Here is a 19785-nt window from a genome sequence, read left to right as displayed (position 1 = left end):
ATGACAGCAAAAAAAGCAAAGCTCATCATTGTGGACGACCATAAAATGTTCCTGGACGGCCTTAGCAGTATCCTTACCGATGCCGGGGGGTACGAGATCATTTTGAAATCCAACAGTGGGGCGCAGGTAAAAAAGTATTTGGACATCAATACCGAAGAACCCATAGATCTGGTGGTGACCGATGTGAACATGCCCGAAACGGACGGGATCGCCCTCAATGCCCACATCAAGGAACACCATCCCAGGCTGCGGACCCTGGTGGTGAGCATGCGCCATGACGCCAAGACCATACACCGCCTTACCCAAGACGGGGTGGACGGCTATGTGCCCAAGAATGCGGAGAAGGCCGAGCTGCTGGAGGCCATTGCCACCATAGTGGGCGGTAAAAAATACTTTTCCGAAAGCATCAAACAGACCTACATGCAGCACATGTTCGACGCAAAGAAAGAGGAGGAAAATGAGCTCACCACACGCGAGAAGGAAGTGCTGGTGCTCATTGCCCAGGAATTTACCACCCAAGAGATCGCGGACAAGCTCTTTTTGAGCAAGCACACCATTGAGAGTTATCGAAAAAACCTTATTTCCAAACTACAGGTACGCAACCTGGCGGGCCTTACGGCCTACGCCATTAAATCGGGCTTGGTGGAGTAGGGTGATGTAAAGCTCCCTTACTGGGACTGGGAAAGCATTTCGCTTGCGGCATAAAGCGGTGTTGGCTAAGGGTGATTTTATGCTAAAATGTTTGTTGTTGTCCCAAGATCCCCTTTTAACCCAGATTATGCAGTAGACTTTCGTTGATGAGGGTGTAAAGTTCAATAAAATCAAGACTTTTGCGATTGAGGCGCCCGCCTGAATGACTCAGTCGGGCAGGCCCGCCCGAACGTACCGTTCGGTACGGGCGGGTAGCCATCGCTACGGTGAGTGAGCAAAAGTCAGTGCAACGATTGATTTTGCAGGGATTTACAGCCGTAATGGAATTTCTATTGCTTAATCTGGGTTTAACCCCGCTCTGGGCGCTTGGGGACAACACAAACCAGAGGAACCACGAGGGAGACCCCTCCGCTTTTCCACAGGGAAGTGGAAAACCACCTCCCCGATCAAGGGGAAAGGCCCCCTAGCCCCCAAAGGGCGGACTTTATTCTGTCGTGTGGGGCTGATTGCCCTGAAATATCGTTTTTAAAAGGAAGAAGCTTAAAAGCTCCCCTCCTTGATCAAGGAGGGGAGCCGGCTCTGGATTTTCAAATTCGGCCCAAAGTCGAACCACACCGTCATTGCTAGGTGCGAAGCCATCTTTTTGTTTCGGGCCAAGGTTGCCAACAGAGGGCCGCCTCGCCATCGGCCTTTGCCAGAAATTCGCCATCACGGTGGCTCCTTGCCATAGCCATTGTGTTTGGAGGCAAGGTTTTTATTCCGGCTCTACACGTTCTTGAGAATGGTCAGATTTCTGATTTTCAGAAGGTTGTCCTTTGTTTTATGGGGTATTTCCTAATTTCAAAAGGCGGGACATCCCCGTTTTCAGGGAGTGACATTTGGCGGTAAACCGGTTAAAACCACAAAGGCTTTCGCCCTTACTTTGCCGTATTGTTAAACTTTAAACCTGTACATTATGTTTTACGGAATTACCTTGATCTTGTTGAGTATTATTGCAGTACCCTCCCTATTGTTGGCCAAAAAGCCCAATGCCAAGGAACTGTTGGAAAAAGTGGAACCCTACCAAGGCTGGATCGGTCTGGTATTTTGCATCTTGGGGCTGTGGGGCATTATTTCTGCCATCTTGAATTTGGGATGGCTCACCTCTGCGCCCATCTGGTGGGCCACCTTGTTGTTGGGCAGCATTGTTCAGGCAGCCTTGGGCTTTATGCTGGGCTTTGGTCTGGCCAACCGCCTCTTCCTGGCCAAGGACCCAACAGCACAGGAAAAAGCAGCGGCCCTAAGGGAAAAAATTGCCCCAAAACAGGGCAAGTTGGGTCTTTTGGGCATTGGCGTGGGCGTTTGGATGATCGTGGCCTCCTTTATGTATTCCATCTAAAAAAACATTACGAAACAATATGGTCATGAAATGAGCATAACCATGCTGGATACCCACCGACATGTTGATTGGCGAACTGCACCCGCCTGAAACGGATCGGGCGGGTCTGACCTTAAAAACCAAATCCATAGCAACAGATGAAAAAATTTATTTTACCGCTACTATGCTTTATGGCCCTTGTGGTCACTGCCCAAGAATTGCCTACCGTATCCGTTACCGGTTATGCCACGCTAAACCGTGAGATCACTGCCTACCGGGCGCAGGTGACCATTAACCTGGAGCAGCGCTTTTACCAGGACCGCACCTATGGCACGGTGGCCGAACTGCAAGCGGCCTATCTGGAAAAGGTACGGCAAGTGGGATTGGATACCGCCCAATTCAGGGAAGACCGTTTTGCCAACGGTGGCTACCCATCTGCGGACACCACCATCCTGATTTTTGAGACCGAGGACCAACAGGCCTTGCTTACCTTGGTGGACCTGAAGTTTGCCGGTGCCAACATCTATAACATTGAGGCGAAAACACGCCTTGGCGATACCGGCTACGCCCAATTGGTGAAAACCGCCCATGGCGATGCCCAAAAGAAAGGGACAGACCTGGCCAAGGCCATGGGCAAGCAGTTGGGCGCCATAAAGTCCATGGGCAACCGAACGGACATTGGGGAGCGGTGGTACTCCTATAACAGCAGAACCGAAATCTTTAGTTTGGAGGTCACCTATTGGGTGGAGTAAACACATCGGGCTCCCCAAGCGCTTGGGGGTGCCGAAGTCCGGCGATATCCAAAAAAGGGTGCGACAGCCTAGACCGGGAGGGATGCCCCACAAATGGGTGGTTCCTTTCTTCAAGGGAAGTCGTTCCCTTTTTTTTTCGGAGATGGTCTGTGGTGCAATGGAGAAAAAAGTCTGAGTCCCACCTAAGGCATCATCGTTTGGGGCGGTTTTTACAAAGGGTGCGCATGTTCCTTCCCCTGGGCGTCAATGAAGATGATTTCGCGCTCTTTCCCGCTCAACGGAATGGCATTGCTGGACTGGGAGAGGTAAGATGAGCCATGATAAAATTCACGAATCCTCTCCCGGCCATCCACGTACCGGATCTTGGCCTTGATCATGGTGTCTGGCACCTTGATGTGGCCCCTGCCGACCGTGGGTGCGTATGTGGCCAGGGAATCGCCAAAACGGGCAAACAATAGGGCTTGTCTGTCCTGGATGATGATCTTGGCCGCAGCCCTGGTGTTGCCATTGATCATTAAACCGCTATGGGTGTTCTTTATGGCCTTGAAATGCCCTTTGCCGTTCCCCATGAGCAAAGCGCCTTTAAGGGCACTGTACCTGCCGGTTCCCACCTCGGTGCCATAGTCGTTGCCGGACAGTAGGAGGTCTGTATGGCCATCCAGGTTAAAGTCCTCTGCCAATATGCCCTTTACGGGTGCCATCTGGGCTTCCATCGGGAGGGGCTTAAAGGAAAAACCATTGCCATTGTTCTCCAAAATTCCGGATCGTTGCTCAAATGCCTTGGCCACAAAACTGCTGCCGCGTTTTTCCTTGGGCACCACGACTTGCATGGACGCGCGTGCAAAACTGGCATAATCCGGGAACTGTTTCTTAAGGGTGGGAATTTGTTTTAAGATGTCGTCCCTTGAGGCTGCCGGGTATTCAGTGCCTTGTATAAAGTAGGACAGTAAGGGGTCAATGCTTCCGTTTGCGTCGTAGTCAAGGGCGTACAGGGTCAAGGGCTGTTCCCTGGAAATTTTGTACTTGGTGTTAAGCCCCAGGTTGCCCAACACGTAGTCCATATCGCCGTCATCATCAATATCTGCGGCGGCTATGCTGTTCCACCATCCGGCGGTGAACCTGGGACCCAGTTGGCTGCTCACATTTTTAAGTTTTCCGTTCTCGTTCTCAAAAAATTCAATGGCCATGAATTCCCCCACGACCATTAGGTCGGGATCTAGGTCGTTGTCCCAATCCGTCCACAGGGCATCCGTTACCATTCCCACCTTTTCCAATCCCGGGGCAATATCCGAACCGGCCAGGCTAAATTTTCCAAGATCATTGACAAGGATTTGGCTCTTGCCGGGCAAGGGATATTTTAAAGGGGTGAGGCGCCCACCAATGAAGAGGTCCAGATCTCCGTCTCCGTCAAAATCAGCTGCCCTGACACATGAACTGCTTGAGGTGGTCTTGGGCAGGGCCGCCAGGTCCAGGCTAAAGTTCCCCTTACCGTCATTCCTGTACAGACGGTCTTGGTAATAGGGACTGTTCCCATAAAATTCATTGCTGCCGCTGGCTATATAAAGGTCTTTGTCACCATCGTTGTCATAATCAAAAAAAAGGATGCCGGTATCTTCCGCATAGCGATGTTCTTCCTTTTGTTCCAGGGGTTGGCCGCCAAAGCCACCGGACGCTTTTTGGATGTAAAGGGTACCGTTGGCACTGTAACCGGCCCCAACGAAGAAATCATCGAGACCATCGCCGTTTACATCGGCCACGGCCAGTCCCGGGCCTTGTTCCGAATGTTTGTGCGGCAGCAGAAATTGGTGGTCAAAGTCCCTGAACGGCACTTCTTGGTGCAGATGGGAGGGTGCGTTGGGTGCTGTTAGCCTCGTGAACCACGGGGGGGCAATGGTTTTGGTGCTTCTTTTCACTGTTTTGGGCGCTTCCTTTTTGTCTAGGACCAGGGTGGTATTGGCACTGATGTCCCTATAGCTGCTTACTTGCCCATCTGGCCATGTCACCACCAGACTGTCTGCCCGGTCTTGGTTCCCCAGGCCAAAATGGATGGGTGTGTCCATGGAAGATTGGTACCCCCTTGTGGGCGCGTGCCTGCGGGTTTGGGTCATTCCACGTACGTATAGGTCCAGCCTGGTGCCCAGGGCCCTTCTATTGTCCGGGTCTCCCAGTAGGCCCACGTTCAAGAAGTTGTTTTTGTTGCGTTTTTGGCTCAGGTTCTCATAAACCAAGCTGTGGCTGTTCAAGGTGCTCACCACAATATCCAGGTCGCCGTCATTGTCAAGATCCGCATAGGCGGCCCCGTTGGAGAGGGATGGCAATTCCAGACCCCAAGCTTGCGACATGTCCTTGAACACCAGTGTTCCCGTATTTTTGTACATGATGTTATTGGGGGCAATGGAGGGCATTTTTTTTGCTCTAACCTTAATGACCTGGTCCAGACTATCTGGTCCCAAGGATTGGGAGAGGGTTCCGGTATAGTTTATGAAATCCAGATCGGTAACGTCCCTGAGATATCCATTGGTAATATAAAGGTCTTTGAACCCGTCGTTGTCAAAATCGGCAAACAAGGGGGCCCAGCTCCAGTCGGTGGCGCTTATGCCGGCCAACTGTCCTATTTCTGAGAAAGTGGTTTTTCCGTTCACCTTTCCATTGTTTAGCTGTAGGGTATTGCGCATGTATTGGGGCATATAACCTTGCTGCAAAGTGCGCTCAAAAAGATCAAAGTTCAGGGGGCCCGCCATTTTCTTTTTATGGAAGTTGTCTGGCGGCAGCATGTCCAAGACCACAAAGTCCAGTAGGCCATCATTGTTAAAATCTGCAACATCATTGCCCATGCTAAAGTGGCTGTTATGGTCCAGGAGCTCTTTGGAGCTTTCGCGGAAGGTACCGTTCCCTAGATTGAGATAGATGTGGTCGTTGGCCAGAAAGTCGTTCGTAACCAAGACGTCCTCCCATCCGTCATCATCAATATCCGCAATGGCGAGGCCCAGGCCCAGGCCATCGAACAGAATCCCCGCATCGAGGGTCACGTCGGTAAACTTGGGCCCCGAGGCCGGGGTGCCATCGTTTCGGTAGAGCCGATCGTTGGCCGCACCGCTTCCGTTGGCGATTGGGGGGCTGGCCTTGTTCGGGTCCCGTACGCTATTGGTGTGGTTTAGGAGGTACAGGTCCAGATCTCCGTCTTTGTCATAATCAAAAAAAGCGGATTGGGTGGTATGGGAAGTGTCCGCTACGCCAAATTGCGCCGCTTGTTCCGTGAAGGTGTTGTTGCCCTTGTTCATGAACAATAGGTTACGGCGTTTTTCTGCCGGATGGTTTCCGGAACGGCTCACATAGATGTCCAGAAAGCCATCATTGTCCATATCCACCATCGTGGCCCCGGTGGACCATCCGTCCATTTGGATGCCCGCGGCCGCACTGATATCCTCAAAAACAAAATTGCCCTTGTTCAGGTAAAGCCGGTCTTGCACCATGTTCCCGGTAAAATAAAGATCGGGAAGGGAGTCATTGTTAATGTCCCCAATGGCCACGCCGCCCCCATTGTACACATAAAAAAAATCGACCATATTATGGGTATCGTCCTCAAGGATGTTGTTTTTAAAAGAGATTCCCGTATCCTTGGCATCCAAGAGACGGAAAAGGGGTCCTTCTTGATCTGGGGGTACGCCCGTTGTGTCGCGATCCAGACAGGAGGTTGTGGTCATGAAGAGGATAATCAACAGAAAGAAAAAACGACCTTGCTGCATATGGTTTGTTTTGGGTGGCCAAATGGTGGGGTCATTGCTCACCGTTGGCCACATCAATTCAGTGCAATTAAAGAAAAGCCCGTCATATAAGGACAGGCTTTTTTTAAAAGGATCACTAATGATGGCGGTACGTATCTGCCGTTCAATAGAGCGGGTTCTGGGTTACGTTGGGATTTCCCAACACTTCGTTCAAGGGTATGGGCAACACGTAGTCCCGGGCAGATAAGGTCCTGTCCACGTTATAGGTGTCAATGAACTCTTGGATATAATCTCCTAAATAATCCGGTGATCCCCCAAAGGTGCTTTTGCGTTTCAGTTCTGGATAGATCTCGCATTCAAAGCCAAACTCCAAAATCCTCTCATTGACAATGGCATCCCTGAGCTCTTCTTGGGAGAGACCGGCCAAGGGTTCCAGTCCGGCTCTTTCCCTGACCAGGTTAATGCCGAAGAAAGCATCTCCGGTACCACTTTCGTTGGCGGCCTCTGAGTGCCCCAACAGCACATCTGCCAGTCTAAGATAAACGGTGTTCTTTTCGGAAAGGGTGGCATTTTCAATCCCCACCTCCGTGTATTTTGCAGACCATGCATTGGAGAAGACCAAGTCTTCGGGGTTGTTGGGATCGGCATCTGCGGACACCATGCCTCCAAACCTGCTAAGGTTATAGGGGGCATCCCCGCTCCATTTCACCATGGGCAGTTCACCGTCTGCATTGGTTCCCAATCGTGTGGTGGGGTATTCGTCTATAAAGGTGCCCTGGATGCGCTTGTCCTCGGGGTCAAACCTGTTTCTGTAGGCCTGGGTGCCGTTGAGCCAGTGCCAGCCCACGCCGCCCAGATTGTTGGGAAGATCTCCGGGGACATAGTGCTGGTGGGCATTTTGTGCTTCACTGGCATTGGTGCCTCCAGATACCTGTGCCTCGAAGAGCCGCTCTCCGGTGTTTTCCGTGGCCACGGCAAAATTATCGGCAAAATTTTCAAAAAGGGTAATGCCGCTCTCGTTCACAATGGTCTCGGCGGTGGTTCTGGCGTTGTCCCATTGCTCTGCCTGCAGATATCCTTTGACCAAGAGTGCCAATGCGGCCCATTTGGTGGCTCTCCCGGTGTTGGCCCCATCATAGGACTCTGGGAGAACGGATGCCGCCATGGTCAAATCCGAAATAATGAGGTCCAAGGCAATTTGCTTGCCGTTCTCGTTGGAGGGGAGGTCTTGATCGCTCTCGGTACGGGTGGTGGTCACCGGGATGTCATCAAAATACCGAACCAGATTGAAGTAATAAAAGGCCCTTAGAAACATGGCCTCTGCCTTTACGCGATCTACGAGCGCTGCGTTGGGCACCCCTTCCTCCTTGAGCTCGTCCGCTTTTTGGATAATGGAATTGGCCCTGTTGATGTGGTCGTAGGAAATGGTCCAGTAGGCATTGATATAGTCATCATTGGGGTTAACGTTCCCGTTTTGGAAATCCAGCGGCCCCTTTTCCCATCCTACCTGATAGCCCACCCGGCTCTCAAATACATAGCGATTGTAAAAATGGTTGAACCATTGGGTGCCGTACCCAATCCCGTCATAAACGGCATTCACACCTAGTTCCAGTTGTTCTGCCGTGTTGAAGAAATTGCCCTGGGTGGTGAAATCGGGGTTTTCTTCCAGGTCCGTGCAGCCCATTGCCAGCAAGAAGGCAAGGCCCCACACCAAATTAAAACGTGTTGATTTTAAAGTTTTCATATGTCAATTTTTATTAAAGATATTAAAATTCGAGATTAACTCCCAAAGTCAAGGTCATGGCCCTTGGGTAGGCGTCGTAGTCGTCTCCCCTGTTCAGGTTGTTCTGCCCGCTGTTGTTCACTTCTGGGTCAAAGCCATTGTAGCCGGTAATGGTCAAGAGGTTTTGGCCGCTGACAAAGATCCGGGTCCTGGTCATGAAGGCCACATTGGGAATGGTGTATCCCAGCGCAATGTTCTGCAATCTTATGAAGGAACCGTCTTCGATGAAATAGTCAGAGTCCCTGTAAGAGTTGGCAAAATCCCGGTTGCCATTGATCACCGGTCTGCTGGCGCCGGTGTTGGTGGGCGTCCAGGAATCGCTCAAAATGGTGCTGATCTGGTTTATTTTCTGGACTCCGTCACCGATTTCGGAGGCCTGTAGGTTCCTGATCTCAAATCCTTGTACGCCCCTGAAAAAGATGCTCATGTCAAAATTCTTGTAGTTCAGGGTAGAGTTGAGCCCCCAGGTGAAATCTGGGTTGGGATCCCCAATGATCACATAATCGTCCGGTGTGATCTCGCCATCACCGTTCACATCGCGATATCTCGGATAGCCGGGCAGGTCTCCCGATCGTGAGGGATTGTTGTCTATCTCATCTTGGGACTGGAAGATGCCAATGTAGTCAAATCCGCGCCAAACGCCTATGGGGTTGCCCGCCTCTACCCAACTGCCGTCCACACCGAGGTGCCCGCTGGGCGTGCCGGCAAAAAACGGGGTGCTGCTGCCCAGGTCGGTCAACTCATTTCTAAGGATGGAGAAGTTGCCCGCAATGTTCCATTTAAAGTCGGCATTGTCAATGACAAAACCATCCAGACCCACTTCAAAGCCCTTATTGGTGAGCGATCCCGAATTTTTTAGGATGGAATTGAAACCAAGGCTACTGGGCAAGGAAACTTGTAGCAGCAGATCTTCCGTTTGGTTGGAGAAATAGTCCATGGTGAGGTTAAGTCTGCTGTTGAAGAACGATACGTCCAAGCCTACGTTGGTCATCGTGGTGGATTCCCATTTTAGATCGGAATTCTCCAGGCGTGCGTCCGCAAGGCCCAGGACCAGATTGTCTCCCAGTACATAGTTGAACTCGTTTAGGTTGGCCAAGGAGTTGTACACCGGTATCTCTGAGTTTCCGGTGAGTCCCCAGCTGCCCCTTAACTTTACATTGTTCATGATCTCCGTTAATCCGGAGTCCTGGAAAAATCGTTCGTTGGACAATCGCCAACCGAGGGCCACGGAAGGAAAATTTGCCCATTTGTTCTGTTGTCCAAAACGGGACGATCCATCACGTCTAAAGGTTACTGTGGCCAAATACCGATCATCAAAAATATAGTTTACCCTTCCCAGCACCGAGGCCAGTTCCCACTCCCTACGGTTGGAGAAGGGGGTTAACAACACCGGTCCCCCCTGTAGGGTGGCCTGGTCCACGGTGGCGGCCGTGATGCCCCTGGTCGTGGTGCTGGTAAAACGGTTCACCTCTTTTTGGTAGGTGTAGCCCACCACGGCATCAAAAAAGTGCTTGTCTCCAAACTGTTTGGTGTAGGAGAGAATGTTCTCGTTTAGGATGTTGGTCATGTTCCTGTTGGCCAGGGTGAGTTCTCCCGCATTGTCCCTTCCCAGCCGGGTATTGTCCACCGGGAAGAAACTGGTACGGTTAACGCTCAGGATGTCCGCACCAATGCTGGTCTTGAATTTAAGACCTTCCATTAGGTTAAAGGTAAAGCCCGTGTTGCCCAGCACCCGATTGGTAAGGTCTTGGTCGGTGACAAACTCCAATTCCTGTAAGGGGTTCACAAAGAAACGTCCGTCATAGGAGGCCAGTGCATATTGCCCTTCTTCATCACGAACGGGTACGGTGGGGTCCAGTCCCAGCGCCGTGATGATGATGCCCCCTGGGCCGCCCCTATCGGTTGGGGCATTGTTGGATATGGTGCGGTTGAATGCCCAGCTGGAATTGATGTTGATAAAATCGTTCAGGGCGCTGTTGTCCAGGTTCAGCCTTATTCCAAATCGTTCAAAATCCGTATTCTTGATGATGCCCTCGTTCTTAAAGTAGTTCCCCGATACGGCGTACCTGGTGGACTCGTTGCCGCCCGAAAAGGTAAGTTGGTGGTTGTGGATGGCGCCCGTACGGGTCACTTCATCGAACCAATTGGTGCCCCGGCCAAAACCATCTATTTCTGTCTGGGAATAGATCGGGGCCCCGCCCTGGCTCACCTCCAGAGTGTTCAGATAGGTCGCAAAACCGCTACCGTCCAACACATCTACCGTATTGGCGATGCTCTGGGTGGAAAAAGAACCTTCATAGTTTATTTTGGACACCCCTGCCTTGCCTCTCTTTGTGGTGACCAACACCACCCCATTGGAGCCCCTGGAGCCATAAATGGAGGTGGCCGAGGCGTCCTTGAGCACTTCAATGGACTCAATGTCGTTGGGGTTTATGGAGGCCAGCACGTTGGTGGCCTGCCGGTTTCCGCCGGCTCCGTAGGCACTGTTGTCCGGGTATATGGGAAAACCGTCGATCACGTAGAGGGGCTCACTGCCACTGTTCACGGAGTTGGAACCTCTAATGCGCACGGAAACACCACCGCCCGGGGCAGCGGAGGCCTGCACCACTTGGACCCCGGGCGCGCGTGCCTGTATGGCCTGGTCCAGGGAAGTGACCGGAAGCTCCTTGACGGCCGCCCCATCTATGGTGGAGACCGATCCCGTTAAATCGCTTTTCTTTACCGTGCCATACCCAACGATCACCACTTCGTCCAAGGCCTCGGAGGCCGTGGCCATGGCAAGGTCTATGGTGCTACGCCCGTCTATTTCAATGGTCTGGGTGGCATACCCTATGGAGGAAAAGGTGATGCTTGTGATGCCGGCGGGCACTTGCAGTTCATACTTGCCATCAAAATCTGAAATGGCCCCTTTGGTTCCCGCCACTACGTTAACACCCGGGAGGGGCGTGTTGCTATCCGCATCCGTAATGGTTCCGGACACCACCGTTTGGGCATGGGCCACCGCGGCGAAAAGGAAGAAGAACAATAAAGACCATAAAAATGAAATGCTTGATTTTTGGGGTATTGTGTTTAACATTGGATAGAATTTAGGGTTTTGTTAGTTCAACACAATTTTAGTTAATATTTTAACACTGTTAAATGGACTATCCTCTTGTTTTTATGGATTATACTATTTTGGGCCCTTAATCTTGCCGTAATGGTGTTTTTGCAATGAATTTATGGTTTATCCACAAATGAATGGGGCGCGGATGTCTTCCCATACCGCAGGGGTCTTAAAAGTGCTCCATGGGGCATAGGAAGGTTGGTGGCCGTTTGGCCGCTCAGTTGCGTTGTTGCCGTTTGTAATCCCTGGGGGACATGCCCATGAATTTTTTAAAGAGCCTGGAGAAATACAGGGGATCCTGGAAACCCAAATGATAGCCAATTTCCTTTATGCTCAGTTCGCTGTACTTGAGGTATTCGCAGGCCCGTTGTACTTTTTTTAGGTTGATGAAGTGTACTAGGGAGTATCCCGTTCTCTTCTTAAAGATGGTGTAGAGGTAGGAAGGGGAATAATGGAATTTTTCCGAAATCTGTTCTGCCTTGAAAGATTTGTCCAGATTCTGGCCAATAAAGGCAATGATCTGGTCCACCACGTTATTGGCAGAACGGGAGGTTTCACTCTCTTCCAGTTGGGCATAGACAAAGGAGCCCAAAAAGCCTTGGGCCAGCATATTGGCATATTCCATCGCCGCGGCGGCATAATCGCTTTCAAAAAGTTTGTAGATCTGGTTAAAGAGATGGATGCGGCCACTCTCAAAGGGGGTGAGGCCATTTTTGTTTTTTCCGTGCTCATAGCGTTCATAGATGCTCTGTGCCGTGGTGCCGTTAAAATGCATCCAGTAAATGCTCCAGGGATCGTTGTTTTCCGTCCAATATTCGTGTCTTGTCTTGGCCGGGATGATGAAGAACTGGTTGGGCCCCACCTTGTGGGGCGTGTTCTTTATGCTCAGGAACCCCAGGCCCTTGGTGCAATAGATGAAAATGTACTCTTGGGCCCCTTCTTTCCGTAAACGGCGGTGGTTCATGGCATTGGGGTAATAGCCAATGTCCGTAACATAGAACGGGCTGGTAATGGGGTTGCTTTTCAACCTTTTTTTTACTGCCTTTGGAAGCACGATCATTTTTTGACCCAAAAAACCTTCCTGTAGAGCAGAATTGTCCATATTTTTCCCTGGTTTTGTTCTGTTAGGATTCCTAAAATTACGTAATATTTACCCTATGCCAATCATCAAGGACAGCTATTTGAATTTTATTTTGCAGGGCCGGCCTTTGCCAAGGCCCCGGCGGGGAAGAAAAACCTGCCCTGGGGCCGCCTGGGGTATTGGGCGCATTTTTAAGGGCCCAGAAGGTGCTGCCCGTTTTTGGTGTTCAAGGCCCGTTGGGGCCCTGGCACTCTTTTGTTTTTTGGCTGGCGGCCATTTTCTGGCTTATGCCCAGACGGCAAACGGGAAAGGGCGGCAAAAACCGAACGTCATCCTAATTTTGGCAGACGATCTGGGTTATGCAGATTTGGGCCTTACCGGCAGTAAGCAACTGAAGACACCGCATTTGGATGCCCTGGCCAAGAACGGTGTCTTCTTCTCCCAAGCCTATGTTTCGGCACCGGTGTGCAGTCCTTCCAGGGCCGGGCTGTTAACGGGCATCAACCAAGTGTCTTTTGGGCATGACAACAACCTCGGTGGAAACCAGCCGGGATTTGACCCCGATTTTTTGGGCCTTCCGTTGAGCCAAAAGACCATTGCCGATCATCTTTCCGAACTGGGCTATGTCTGCGGGTTGATAGGGAAATGGCACTTGGGCGATACCGAGCACTTTCATCCCTTGAAAAGGGGCTTTCAGGAATTTTGGGGCTACACCGGCGGCGGCCATGACTATTTTAGGTCGGAGCCCGGGGGCAAGGGGTATCTGTCCCCTTTGCAAAGCAACTTCAAGACCCCCCAGGCGATCAGCTACCTCACGGACGACAAGGGCGATGAGTGCGCGGCATTCATTGAACGGAACAAAGAGCGTCCCTTCTTTTTGTTCGCCTCCTTCAACGCGCCCCACGCCCCGATGCAGGCCACTGAGCAAGATAAGGCGCTTTTTGACCATATTCCGGATGAAAAGCGCAGGACCTACGCCGCCATGGTGCACAGGTTGGATGTGAACGTGGGCAAAATTATGGATGCCTTGCAGGAACAGGGATTGGCACAGCATACCCTGGTTGTCTTTTTGAGCGATAATGGAGGCCCCGTTGCCGCAAATGCTTCCCTTAACGCCCCATATCGGGGCAGTAAGGGCACTTTGTTGGAAGGTGGGTTGCACGTGCCCCTGATCATGCACTGGCCCGGTACCCTGCCCAAGGGAAAGGTGTACGGCCATAGCGTCTCTGCATTGGATCTTGCACCCACCTTCTTGGCTATGGCCGGTGCAGACAACCATGCCCTCCCTTCCTTTAGCGGGACCAATCTGCTTCCCTATGTGCTGGGAGAGGCAACGGGTGCCCCGCACCCCAATCTAAAATGGCGGTTTACCATAAGTGCCGCCATACGTGAGGGCAATTGGAAACTGATACGCCTGCCAGACAGGCTGCCCCTGCTCTACCATCTGCCCACTGATAGCTCCGAGTTAAAAGACCTTAGCTTGGAAAACGTGCAGAAAACAAAAGCGCTGTTAAAACAATTGGGCGACTGGGATGTGGCCTTGCCCCATCCTGTTTTTCTGGAAGGGGCGGTGTGGAAGAAAAGACAGTTGGAACTTTACGATGCCCCATATAACTTAAGGCAGCCCCAATAAAACCCATCTTGTCTTGGTATAGGGGTTGCTTCGAAGGGAACCTTAAGGAATCCCGAGCCCAATAACGGGTCTGTGTCCCAAAAAAACAATCGGCAGGCACCAACCCATAAGATAAAGGTGTGCCATACCAAGGCCAGCAGGCCGGGTTGTGGCCTTGGCGCCCCTTTGCCTGGGGCATCACGACTTGGCGTGGAATGGGCCGGTTCCGGCCCCTGCAGTGCAAATCCAGCTACCTTTATGGCCCGCTTTCTGGTTTTTGTTGTTTCCGGCCCATATAAAAAGATGTTTTGTCCATATTAAGATCTTTTTTGTCTATGTTCTTTCTTCTAATGTTTCTTTAAATTTGACAATGTTATGTTAAAAAACTGATTGAAATTCCAATAGCGGGGCTTTTGTAGATGTGTTTTTTGTAAAAATGGGGCTTGTTTAAGTTTGGATTCATTTTTTTCTTTAAAACAAATCTTATCGCACTTTATCCATGTTTTTGGATGACCTTTTTTTACCGACCGGAAAAACCAACAACCTAAAGAAGTTATGAGAAACAGGCATCCATTGCGCACGCATTTGTTTAAACTCCATTCCGCTCCCGTCCTGTTCGCCCTGGTGGCCTGCTTGGTCACGGGCAACACCTTACTGGCCAATGGCAAAGGAGCGCTACCTCCCTTGGCTTTGTCTTTTTCGGGCGTTTCCCTTGCCGGCGAGGGGGCCCTAAAGGTGCAGCAATCCGTGTCCGGTACGGTGTTGGACAGCAACGGACAACCCTTGCCCGGTGCCAGTATTTTGGAAAAGGGCACAATGAACGGTACCCAAACGGATTTTGATGGTAACTTTGCCATCACCCTGTCCAATGATGATGCCGTTTTGGTCATCTCCTATATCGGTTTTCTTTCGCAAGAGATTCCGGTAGCGGGCCAGACATCCATCAACGTGCAATTGGAAGAGGACACCGCCAGGCTCGATGAGGTGGTGGTGGTTGGCTACGGCACCCAGAAGAAAGAAAGCGTCACAGGATCGGTTTCCAGTATAAAGATTGATGAGCTTACCCAAGTGCCGGCCACAAATGTCAAGAATTTATTGATCGGGCAAGCCCCGGGTCTCATAAGCAACCAGAACCCCGGTTTGCCGGGTCAGGACAATGTTGATCTAAGCATTCGTGGTTTTGGAGCGCCATTGGTCATTGTCGATGGGGTGGAGTCCTTTCTTGATCGGCTTGATCCAAATGATATAGAGACCATCTCCGTGCTAAAGGATGCCTCGGCCGCCATTTATGGGGCAAGGGCCGGTAATGGGGTTATTTTGGTCACCACCAAAAGAGGGGGTTCAGGAAAGACCAAGGTGAACTACCATGGCTGGTATGGCACTCAAAACAGGCTTACCTTTCCCGACATTTCCGGTGCAGAGGGGTTTCTTAGATTGGGCAGGGCAGGGTTCTTTAACCAAGAGTACGATCCCAACGATCCGGACAAGGTCATAGATTACGGTACACTTTTTACCGAAGAGAAGCTCCAGCAAGTGCTGTCTGGGGAACAGCCCAGCTATGACTGGGTGGATGCCCTGTTGAGGAGCAGTGGCGCCGCCATAGCGCAACACAACGTTAGTGTGGCCGGGGGCTCCGAAAAAGTCAGGTATTATACCTCCATCGGGGTGCTTAACCAAACCGGTATTTTCAATGGGGATTATGATTACCGAAAATTCAATATTACCAATAATATTGATGCAGACCTGACCAAAAATCTTAGCATGAGCTTCAATAGCTCCTATATTGATGAATTTAGGGATTATTCCTCCATAGGTCTAAATGATATTTGGAATGATCTAAGGACGGCCCAGCCCATCTTCAATCCCAATCTTCCGGATCCGGACCGCGCGGCATATTCGGGCTTCTCCCAACGCTCGCCACAAGCACGGGCACAGCAAAAGTTTGCGGGTTACGAACGAACCAGTTTGGAGACCTTGGCGGCCGCACTGGACCTTAAGTACAGGATGCCCTTTGTTCCGGGATTGACCTTGGGGCTTCAGAACAACATCCGGTTTAGGTTGATCAGTCAAGACCGCTTAAGAAGACCTTACGATGTTTGGGAGTTTGATCCCACCAGTCCTTTGGCAGACGAGGAAGGCTACATCAGCCGGGCAACCATCTCCACCAATGACTTTACCAAGTCCATCGGTGGGGGCAATTTTAACAATGACCCCAAAAGGAGAATATTGTCGCGGCTCTATCTGGACTATCAGACCGAGTTTGGCGAACATAAATTGGGAGGATTGGCCTTTTTTGAGAATGAGGACAATTTTTATGAAAGACTGGTGGTTGTGAGACGGGAACTCCTTTCATCCGATGTGCCCCAAGTGAGTTCTGGTGATGACAATCTCACCACCACCGGTGGGCTTGGCGTTCCCTTGAGCTATACAAGACAGAGTGTTGCCGGGCGTTTCAATTACTCCTTTGCAGACAAGTACCTTTTGGAAGGCACCATCAGGGCAGATGGCAGTTCCAAGTTTGGCCCTGAGGTTCGGTGGGGGTATTTTCCATCCGTATCCGCGGGGTGGAACATTGCCAAGGAGAATTTTTTGAAGGACAGCGAAAAGCTCACTGAGCTAAAACTCCGGCTTTCTTACTCGGAAACGGGCATTGACAGCAATATTGGCAATACTGCCTTTGAGTTCCTGTCCGGTTTTTCAGAGACGGGTCAGGTTTATTTTCTGGAAGGAAATTCCCCCACGCCCGTCATAAGGACAGAGGGCATTGCCAATCCATTCGTTACCTGGGAAGAAACCACCATGTACAATGTAGGTTTGGATGTGAGCATGTTCAAAGGAAAACTGTACGCCAATATAGATGCCTTTTATCGTCTCAGGGAAGGACTGCTAAGGGTGCCGATAGAGGGGCTGCCCTCCACTTTCGGCGCAGATTTGCCGGCCACCAACCTGGATACCAGGAACAATAGGGGGTTTGAAGTCCTTGTGGGGTACAGAAACAACTGGGGCGATTTTGGGATGAACCTGGCCGGTACGTTTACCCTGGCAAGGGAACGTTTTGGGGAGTTCCAGGAGGACATTGACGAGACCGATCCAACCCAGGTGCTGTTGGACAAACGTTCCGGACGCTACGTGAACGTTACCTTTGGGTACGAAACGGATGGCCTGTTCAATACACAAGAAGAGGTGGACCAATATTTGAGCCAATTTACCATTCAGGACATCAATGGGGTTCCCAAGCCGGGAGACATTAGGTATGTGGACCGAAACGGGGACAATGTGCTGGACAGGCAGGACCAATACCAAATTGGGTTTGGGAGCATCCCTGAAATGTTGTTTTCCCTGAACAGCAATTTTAGCTACAAGAACTTTTCTTTGGGCATGCTCTGGCAAGGGGCCTCCAAGTTCAATGTCCTGATTGCCTCCGGGGCCAGAAACCCCTTCAACAATGAAACAGTGCCCTATACCTTGCACGAACAATACAGTTGGACACAAGACCCTGACAATCCCGGAATTGGATCCAACCCCAATGCCCAATTGCCGGCTTTTGACCGTAATGGGGCCCGTATCTGGAACGAAGCGTCCTCAGACTTCTGGTTTAAGGACGGAACCTACCTGAGACTTAAAACGGCCAATTTGAGCTACAGGTTGCCCAAAGATGTCCTGGACAAGATAAAGTTCGATAACCTTGAGTTCTATGTTGCTGGGGATAACCTCCTTACATTCTCAAGATTGGGTATATTTGAGGATATCATAGACCCGGAGGAAGCCTCACAGACAAACGGCCTTACCCTTCCTCTATTAAGGACTTTTACCCTGGGCTGCCGTATTGGATTGTAAAAATTGTAAAAAAAGAAAAAGATGTTAAGAAAATTATTTTTAATCACTGTGGCCCTATTTTTTGTGGGGTGCGAAGATCAATTGGAGAAAGAACCGGATTTTATTTCCGAGAACGTTGTCTTTGAGGACGAAGGATTGACGGAGTCTTACATTGCAGACCTGTACCTGAGCATGAATTTTCAAGAAGTCCAAGGTTTTGGCACCATAGGTATTGGATTGTTTGCCGCCGCCGGGGCGGAACATATTAATTTTGCCAATTGGCAATACCCCAACAGTAGTTACAGAAGACAGTACACCGAAGCTACGGGGCCCGGCCCACTGGACCGCTGGCCCTATGAGAACATCAGGAACATGAATGTGTTGCTCAGGGACCTGCCCAATAGCACAACATTGTCCGAAACCTACAAGCGGGCGAAATTGGCAGAAGTGAGGTTCCTAAGGGCCTATGAATATTTTGAGCTCGTGAGGAGGTTCGGGGGCGTGCCGCTCATTACAAAGGTCCAGGAAGTGGATGATCCCGAAGAGGAGCTGTTTCCCGCCCGTAAGACCGAGAAGGAAATCTATGACTTCATCTACGAGGAGTTGAACGATATCTTGCCCGATCTTTCCGAGCAACGTACGGGAGCCGAGGGAAGAGTGGACAGGTACACAGCCCTTATGCTACAAAGCAGGGCCATGCTCTATGCCGCCAGTATCGCCAATTTTGGCGAGGTTCAGCTCAACGGTATTGTTGGCATTCCCGGTGGAGAGGCCAATGGCTATTATCAAAAAAGTTATGACGCTTCCAAGGAAGTGATGGAGTCCAATCTCTTTGCCTTAGTGGATACCGACCCCGACAAGGCCCAGAACTTTGCCTCCCTTTTCTTGAATGAAGGGCTTGGAAATCCAGAAATTATCTTTGCCGAGCGCTTTGAGCCCTTTATCAAGGGCCACTCCTTGGATTGGTTGGCAAATCCTGACGGACTTGGGCTGGAATGGAACTCCAATTTCCCGGTGCTCTATGATTTTGTGGAATTTTTTGACTTTACCGACGGTAGGACGGGCAAGGGCATTTCCCGTGACGACCTTACCTTGGATAATGAATGGGACGCGTCTGACTTTTTCGGCAACCGGGACCCAAGGTTCGTGGCCAGTGTCTTTTATCCGGAAACCATATGGAAAGATCAGAAAATCTATTTCCACAGCTCCACATTGTTGGGAGACGGTACCTTGGTCACAGATCGCAACACCATACTCACCAAGCCCAGTGGAGAACAAATACCTGCCGCTGCTGCGGCCAGGAATGTCCGTAACACGGCCTTATTGGCCAGAAAGCGGTTGGATCCAACCAATATTGCCACCCAATCAGAAAATTCAGGACAGGATTTCTTTGTCTTTAGATATGCGGAGACCATGCTCAATCTTGCGGAGGCCGCCTTTTACTTGGGCAATACAGAAGAAGCCCTGGCCATGGTGAACAATATAAGAACCAGGGCAGGGATGCCGCTGCGAACGGTGATCACCGAAGATTTTATACGTCAAGAGCGCCAAGTGGAATTGGCCTTTGAAGAGCAGCGCTATTGGGATCTGATCAGGTGGCGCATAGCCACCGAAGTGCTTGGAAACGTAAGGACCAAGGGACTTGTGTTCAGGTACAACTTGGAAACGGATACGTACAACATCACCCTAAAGAATGCGGAACCGGAAATGAGACAGTTTGGGGAAGAACGCTATTACCTCCCCTTTGGCCTGGATCGGTTGGCCGATAATCCAAACCTTGTTCAAAACCCCGGATATTAGAAACGGTTCGGTTTTTTTGCCACCGCCTTGATGGGTGCGTGGTGCAATCAATGAACGAAGAAATGAGACAAAGAAAGTTGTTTGAGTTAGTTTTTTTATTTTGTG

General features: G+C 50.7%; 10 protein-coding genes. 6 read left to right on the top strand and 4 right to left on the bottom strand.

From position 1 onward, the window contains the following. The 3 genes from ACKWCC_RS09585 to ACKWCC_RS09575 all read left to right on the top strand — a co-directional run bounded on the left by ACKWCC_RS09585 (position 1) and on the right by ACKWCC_RS09575 (position 2760). Positions 1–651 (top strand): response regulator, encoded by a 651-nt coding sequence (locus tag ACKWCC_RS09585; RefSeq protein WP_413995708.1) that lies wholly within the window; start codon positions 1–3, stop codon positions 649–651. A gap of 955 nt (positions 652–1606) precedes the next feature. Then, positions 1607–2029, top strand: coding sequence for a hypothetical protein (locus tag ACKWCC_RS09580; protein WP_413995707.1), 423 nt, complete (start codon positions 1607–1609; stop codon positions 2027–2029). A gap of 137 nt (positions 2030–2166) precedes the next feature. Continuing rightward, a complete protein-coding gene (locus ACKWCC_RS09575) occupies positions 2167–2760 on the top strand; it encodes an SIMPL domain-containing protein (RefSeq protein ID WP_413995706.1) in 594 nt (197 codons plus the stop codon). A 209-nt stretch (positions 2761–2969) separates the two neighbouring features. Here the strand turns inward: ACKWCC_RS09575 and ACKWCC_RS09570 are convergent, their stop codons facing one another. The 4 genes from ACKWCC_RS09570 to ACKWCC_RS09555 all read right to left on the bottom strand — a co-directional run bounded on the left by ACKWCC_RS09570 (position 2970) and on the right by ACKWCC_RS09555 (position 12473). After that, positions 2970–6506 (bottom strand): VCBS repeat-containing protein, encoded by a 3537-nt coding sequence (locus ACKWCC_RS09570; protein WP_413995705.1) that lies wholly within the window; start codon positions 6504–6506, stop codon positions 2970–2972. Positions 6507–6648: 142 nt separating this feature from the next. Then, a complete protein-coding gene (locus tag ACKWCC_RS09565; protein ID WP_413995704.1) occupies positions 6649–8229 on the bottom strand; it encodes a RagB/SusD family nutrient uptake outer membrane protein in 1581 nt (526 codons plus the stop codon). 22 nt (positions 8230–8251) lie between these two features. Continuing rightward, positions 8252–11344, bottom strand: a complete 3093-nt coding sequence (locus ACKWCC_RS09560) for a SusC/RagA family TonB-linked outer membrane protein (RefSeq protein ID WP_413995703.1) — start codon at positions 11342–11344, stop codon at positions 8252–8254. Positions 11345–11588: 244 nt separating this feature from the next. Beyond that, complete coding sequence (locus ACKWCC_RS09555) at positions 11589–12473, bottom strand: AraC family transcriptional regulator (RefSeq protein WP_413995702.1); 885 nt, start codon at positions 12471–12473, stop codon at positions 11589–11591. Positions 12474–12528: 55 nt separating this feature from the next. Here ACKWCC_RS09555 and ACKWCC_RS09550 point away from each other — a divergent pair, with 55 nt between their 5' ends. The 3 genes from ACKWCC_RS09550 to ACKWCC_RS09540 all read left to right on the top strand — a co-directional run bounded on the left by ACKWCC_RS09550 (position 12529) and on the right by ACKWCC_RS09540 (position 19680). Beyond that, entirely contained in the window at positions 12529–14085 is a 1557-nt protein-coding gene (locus tag ACKWCC_RS09550; RefSeq protein ID WP_413995701.1) for a sulfatase-like hydrolase/transferase, read from the top strand. Positions 14086–14637: 552 nt separating this feature from the next. After that, the gene (locus ACKWCC_RS09545) at positions 14638–17901 is read left to right on the top strand and encodes a SusC/RagA family TonB-linked outer membrane protein (protein ID WP_413995700.1); all 3264 of its coding nucleotides are present in this window, start codon (positions 14638–14640) and stop codon (positions 17899–17901) included. 21 nt (positions 17902–17922) lie between these two features. Further along, positions 17923–19680, top strand: a complete 1758-nt coding sequence (locus ACKWCC_RS09540) for a RagB/SusD family nutrient uptake outer membrane protein (protein WP_413995699.1) — start codon at positions 17923–17925, stop codon at positions 19678–19680. Positions 19681–19785: the final 105 nt, after the last annotated feature.

This window comes from Maribacter aquimarinus (assembly GCF_047345505.1).
Classification (GTDB): domain Bacteria; phylum Bacteroidota; class Bacteroidia; order Flavobacteriales; family Flavobacteriaceae; genus Maribacter.
Note: the sequence above shows the minus strand (reverse complement) of the source record. Positions and strands in the feature narration are given on the sequence as shown.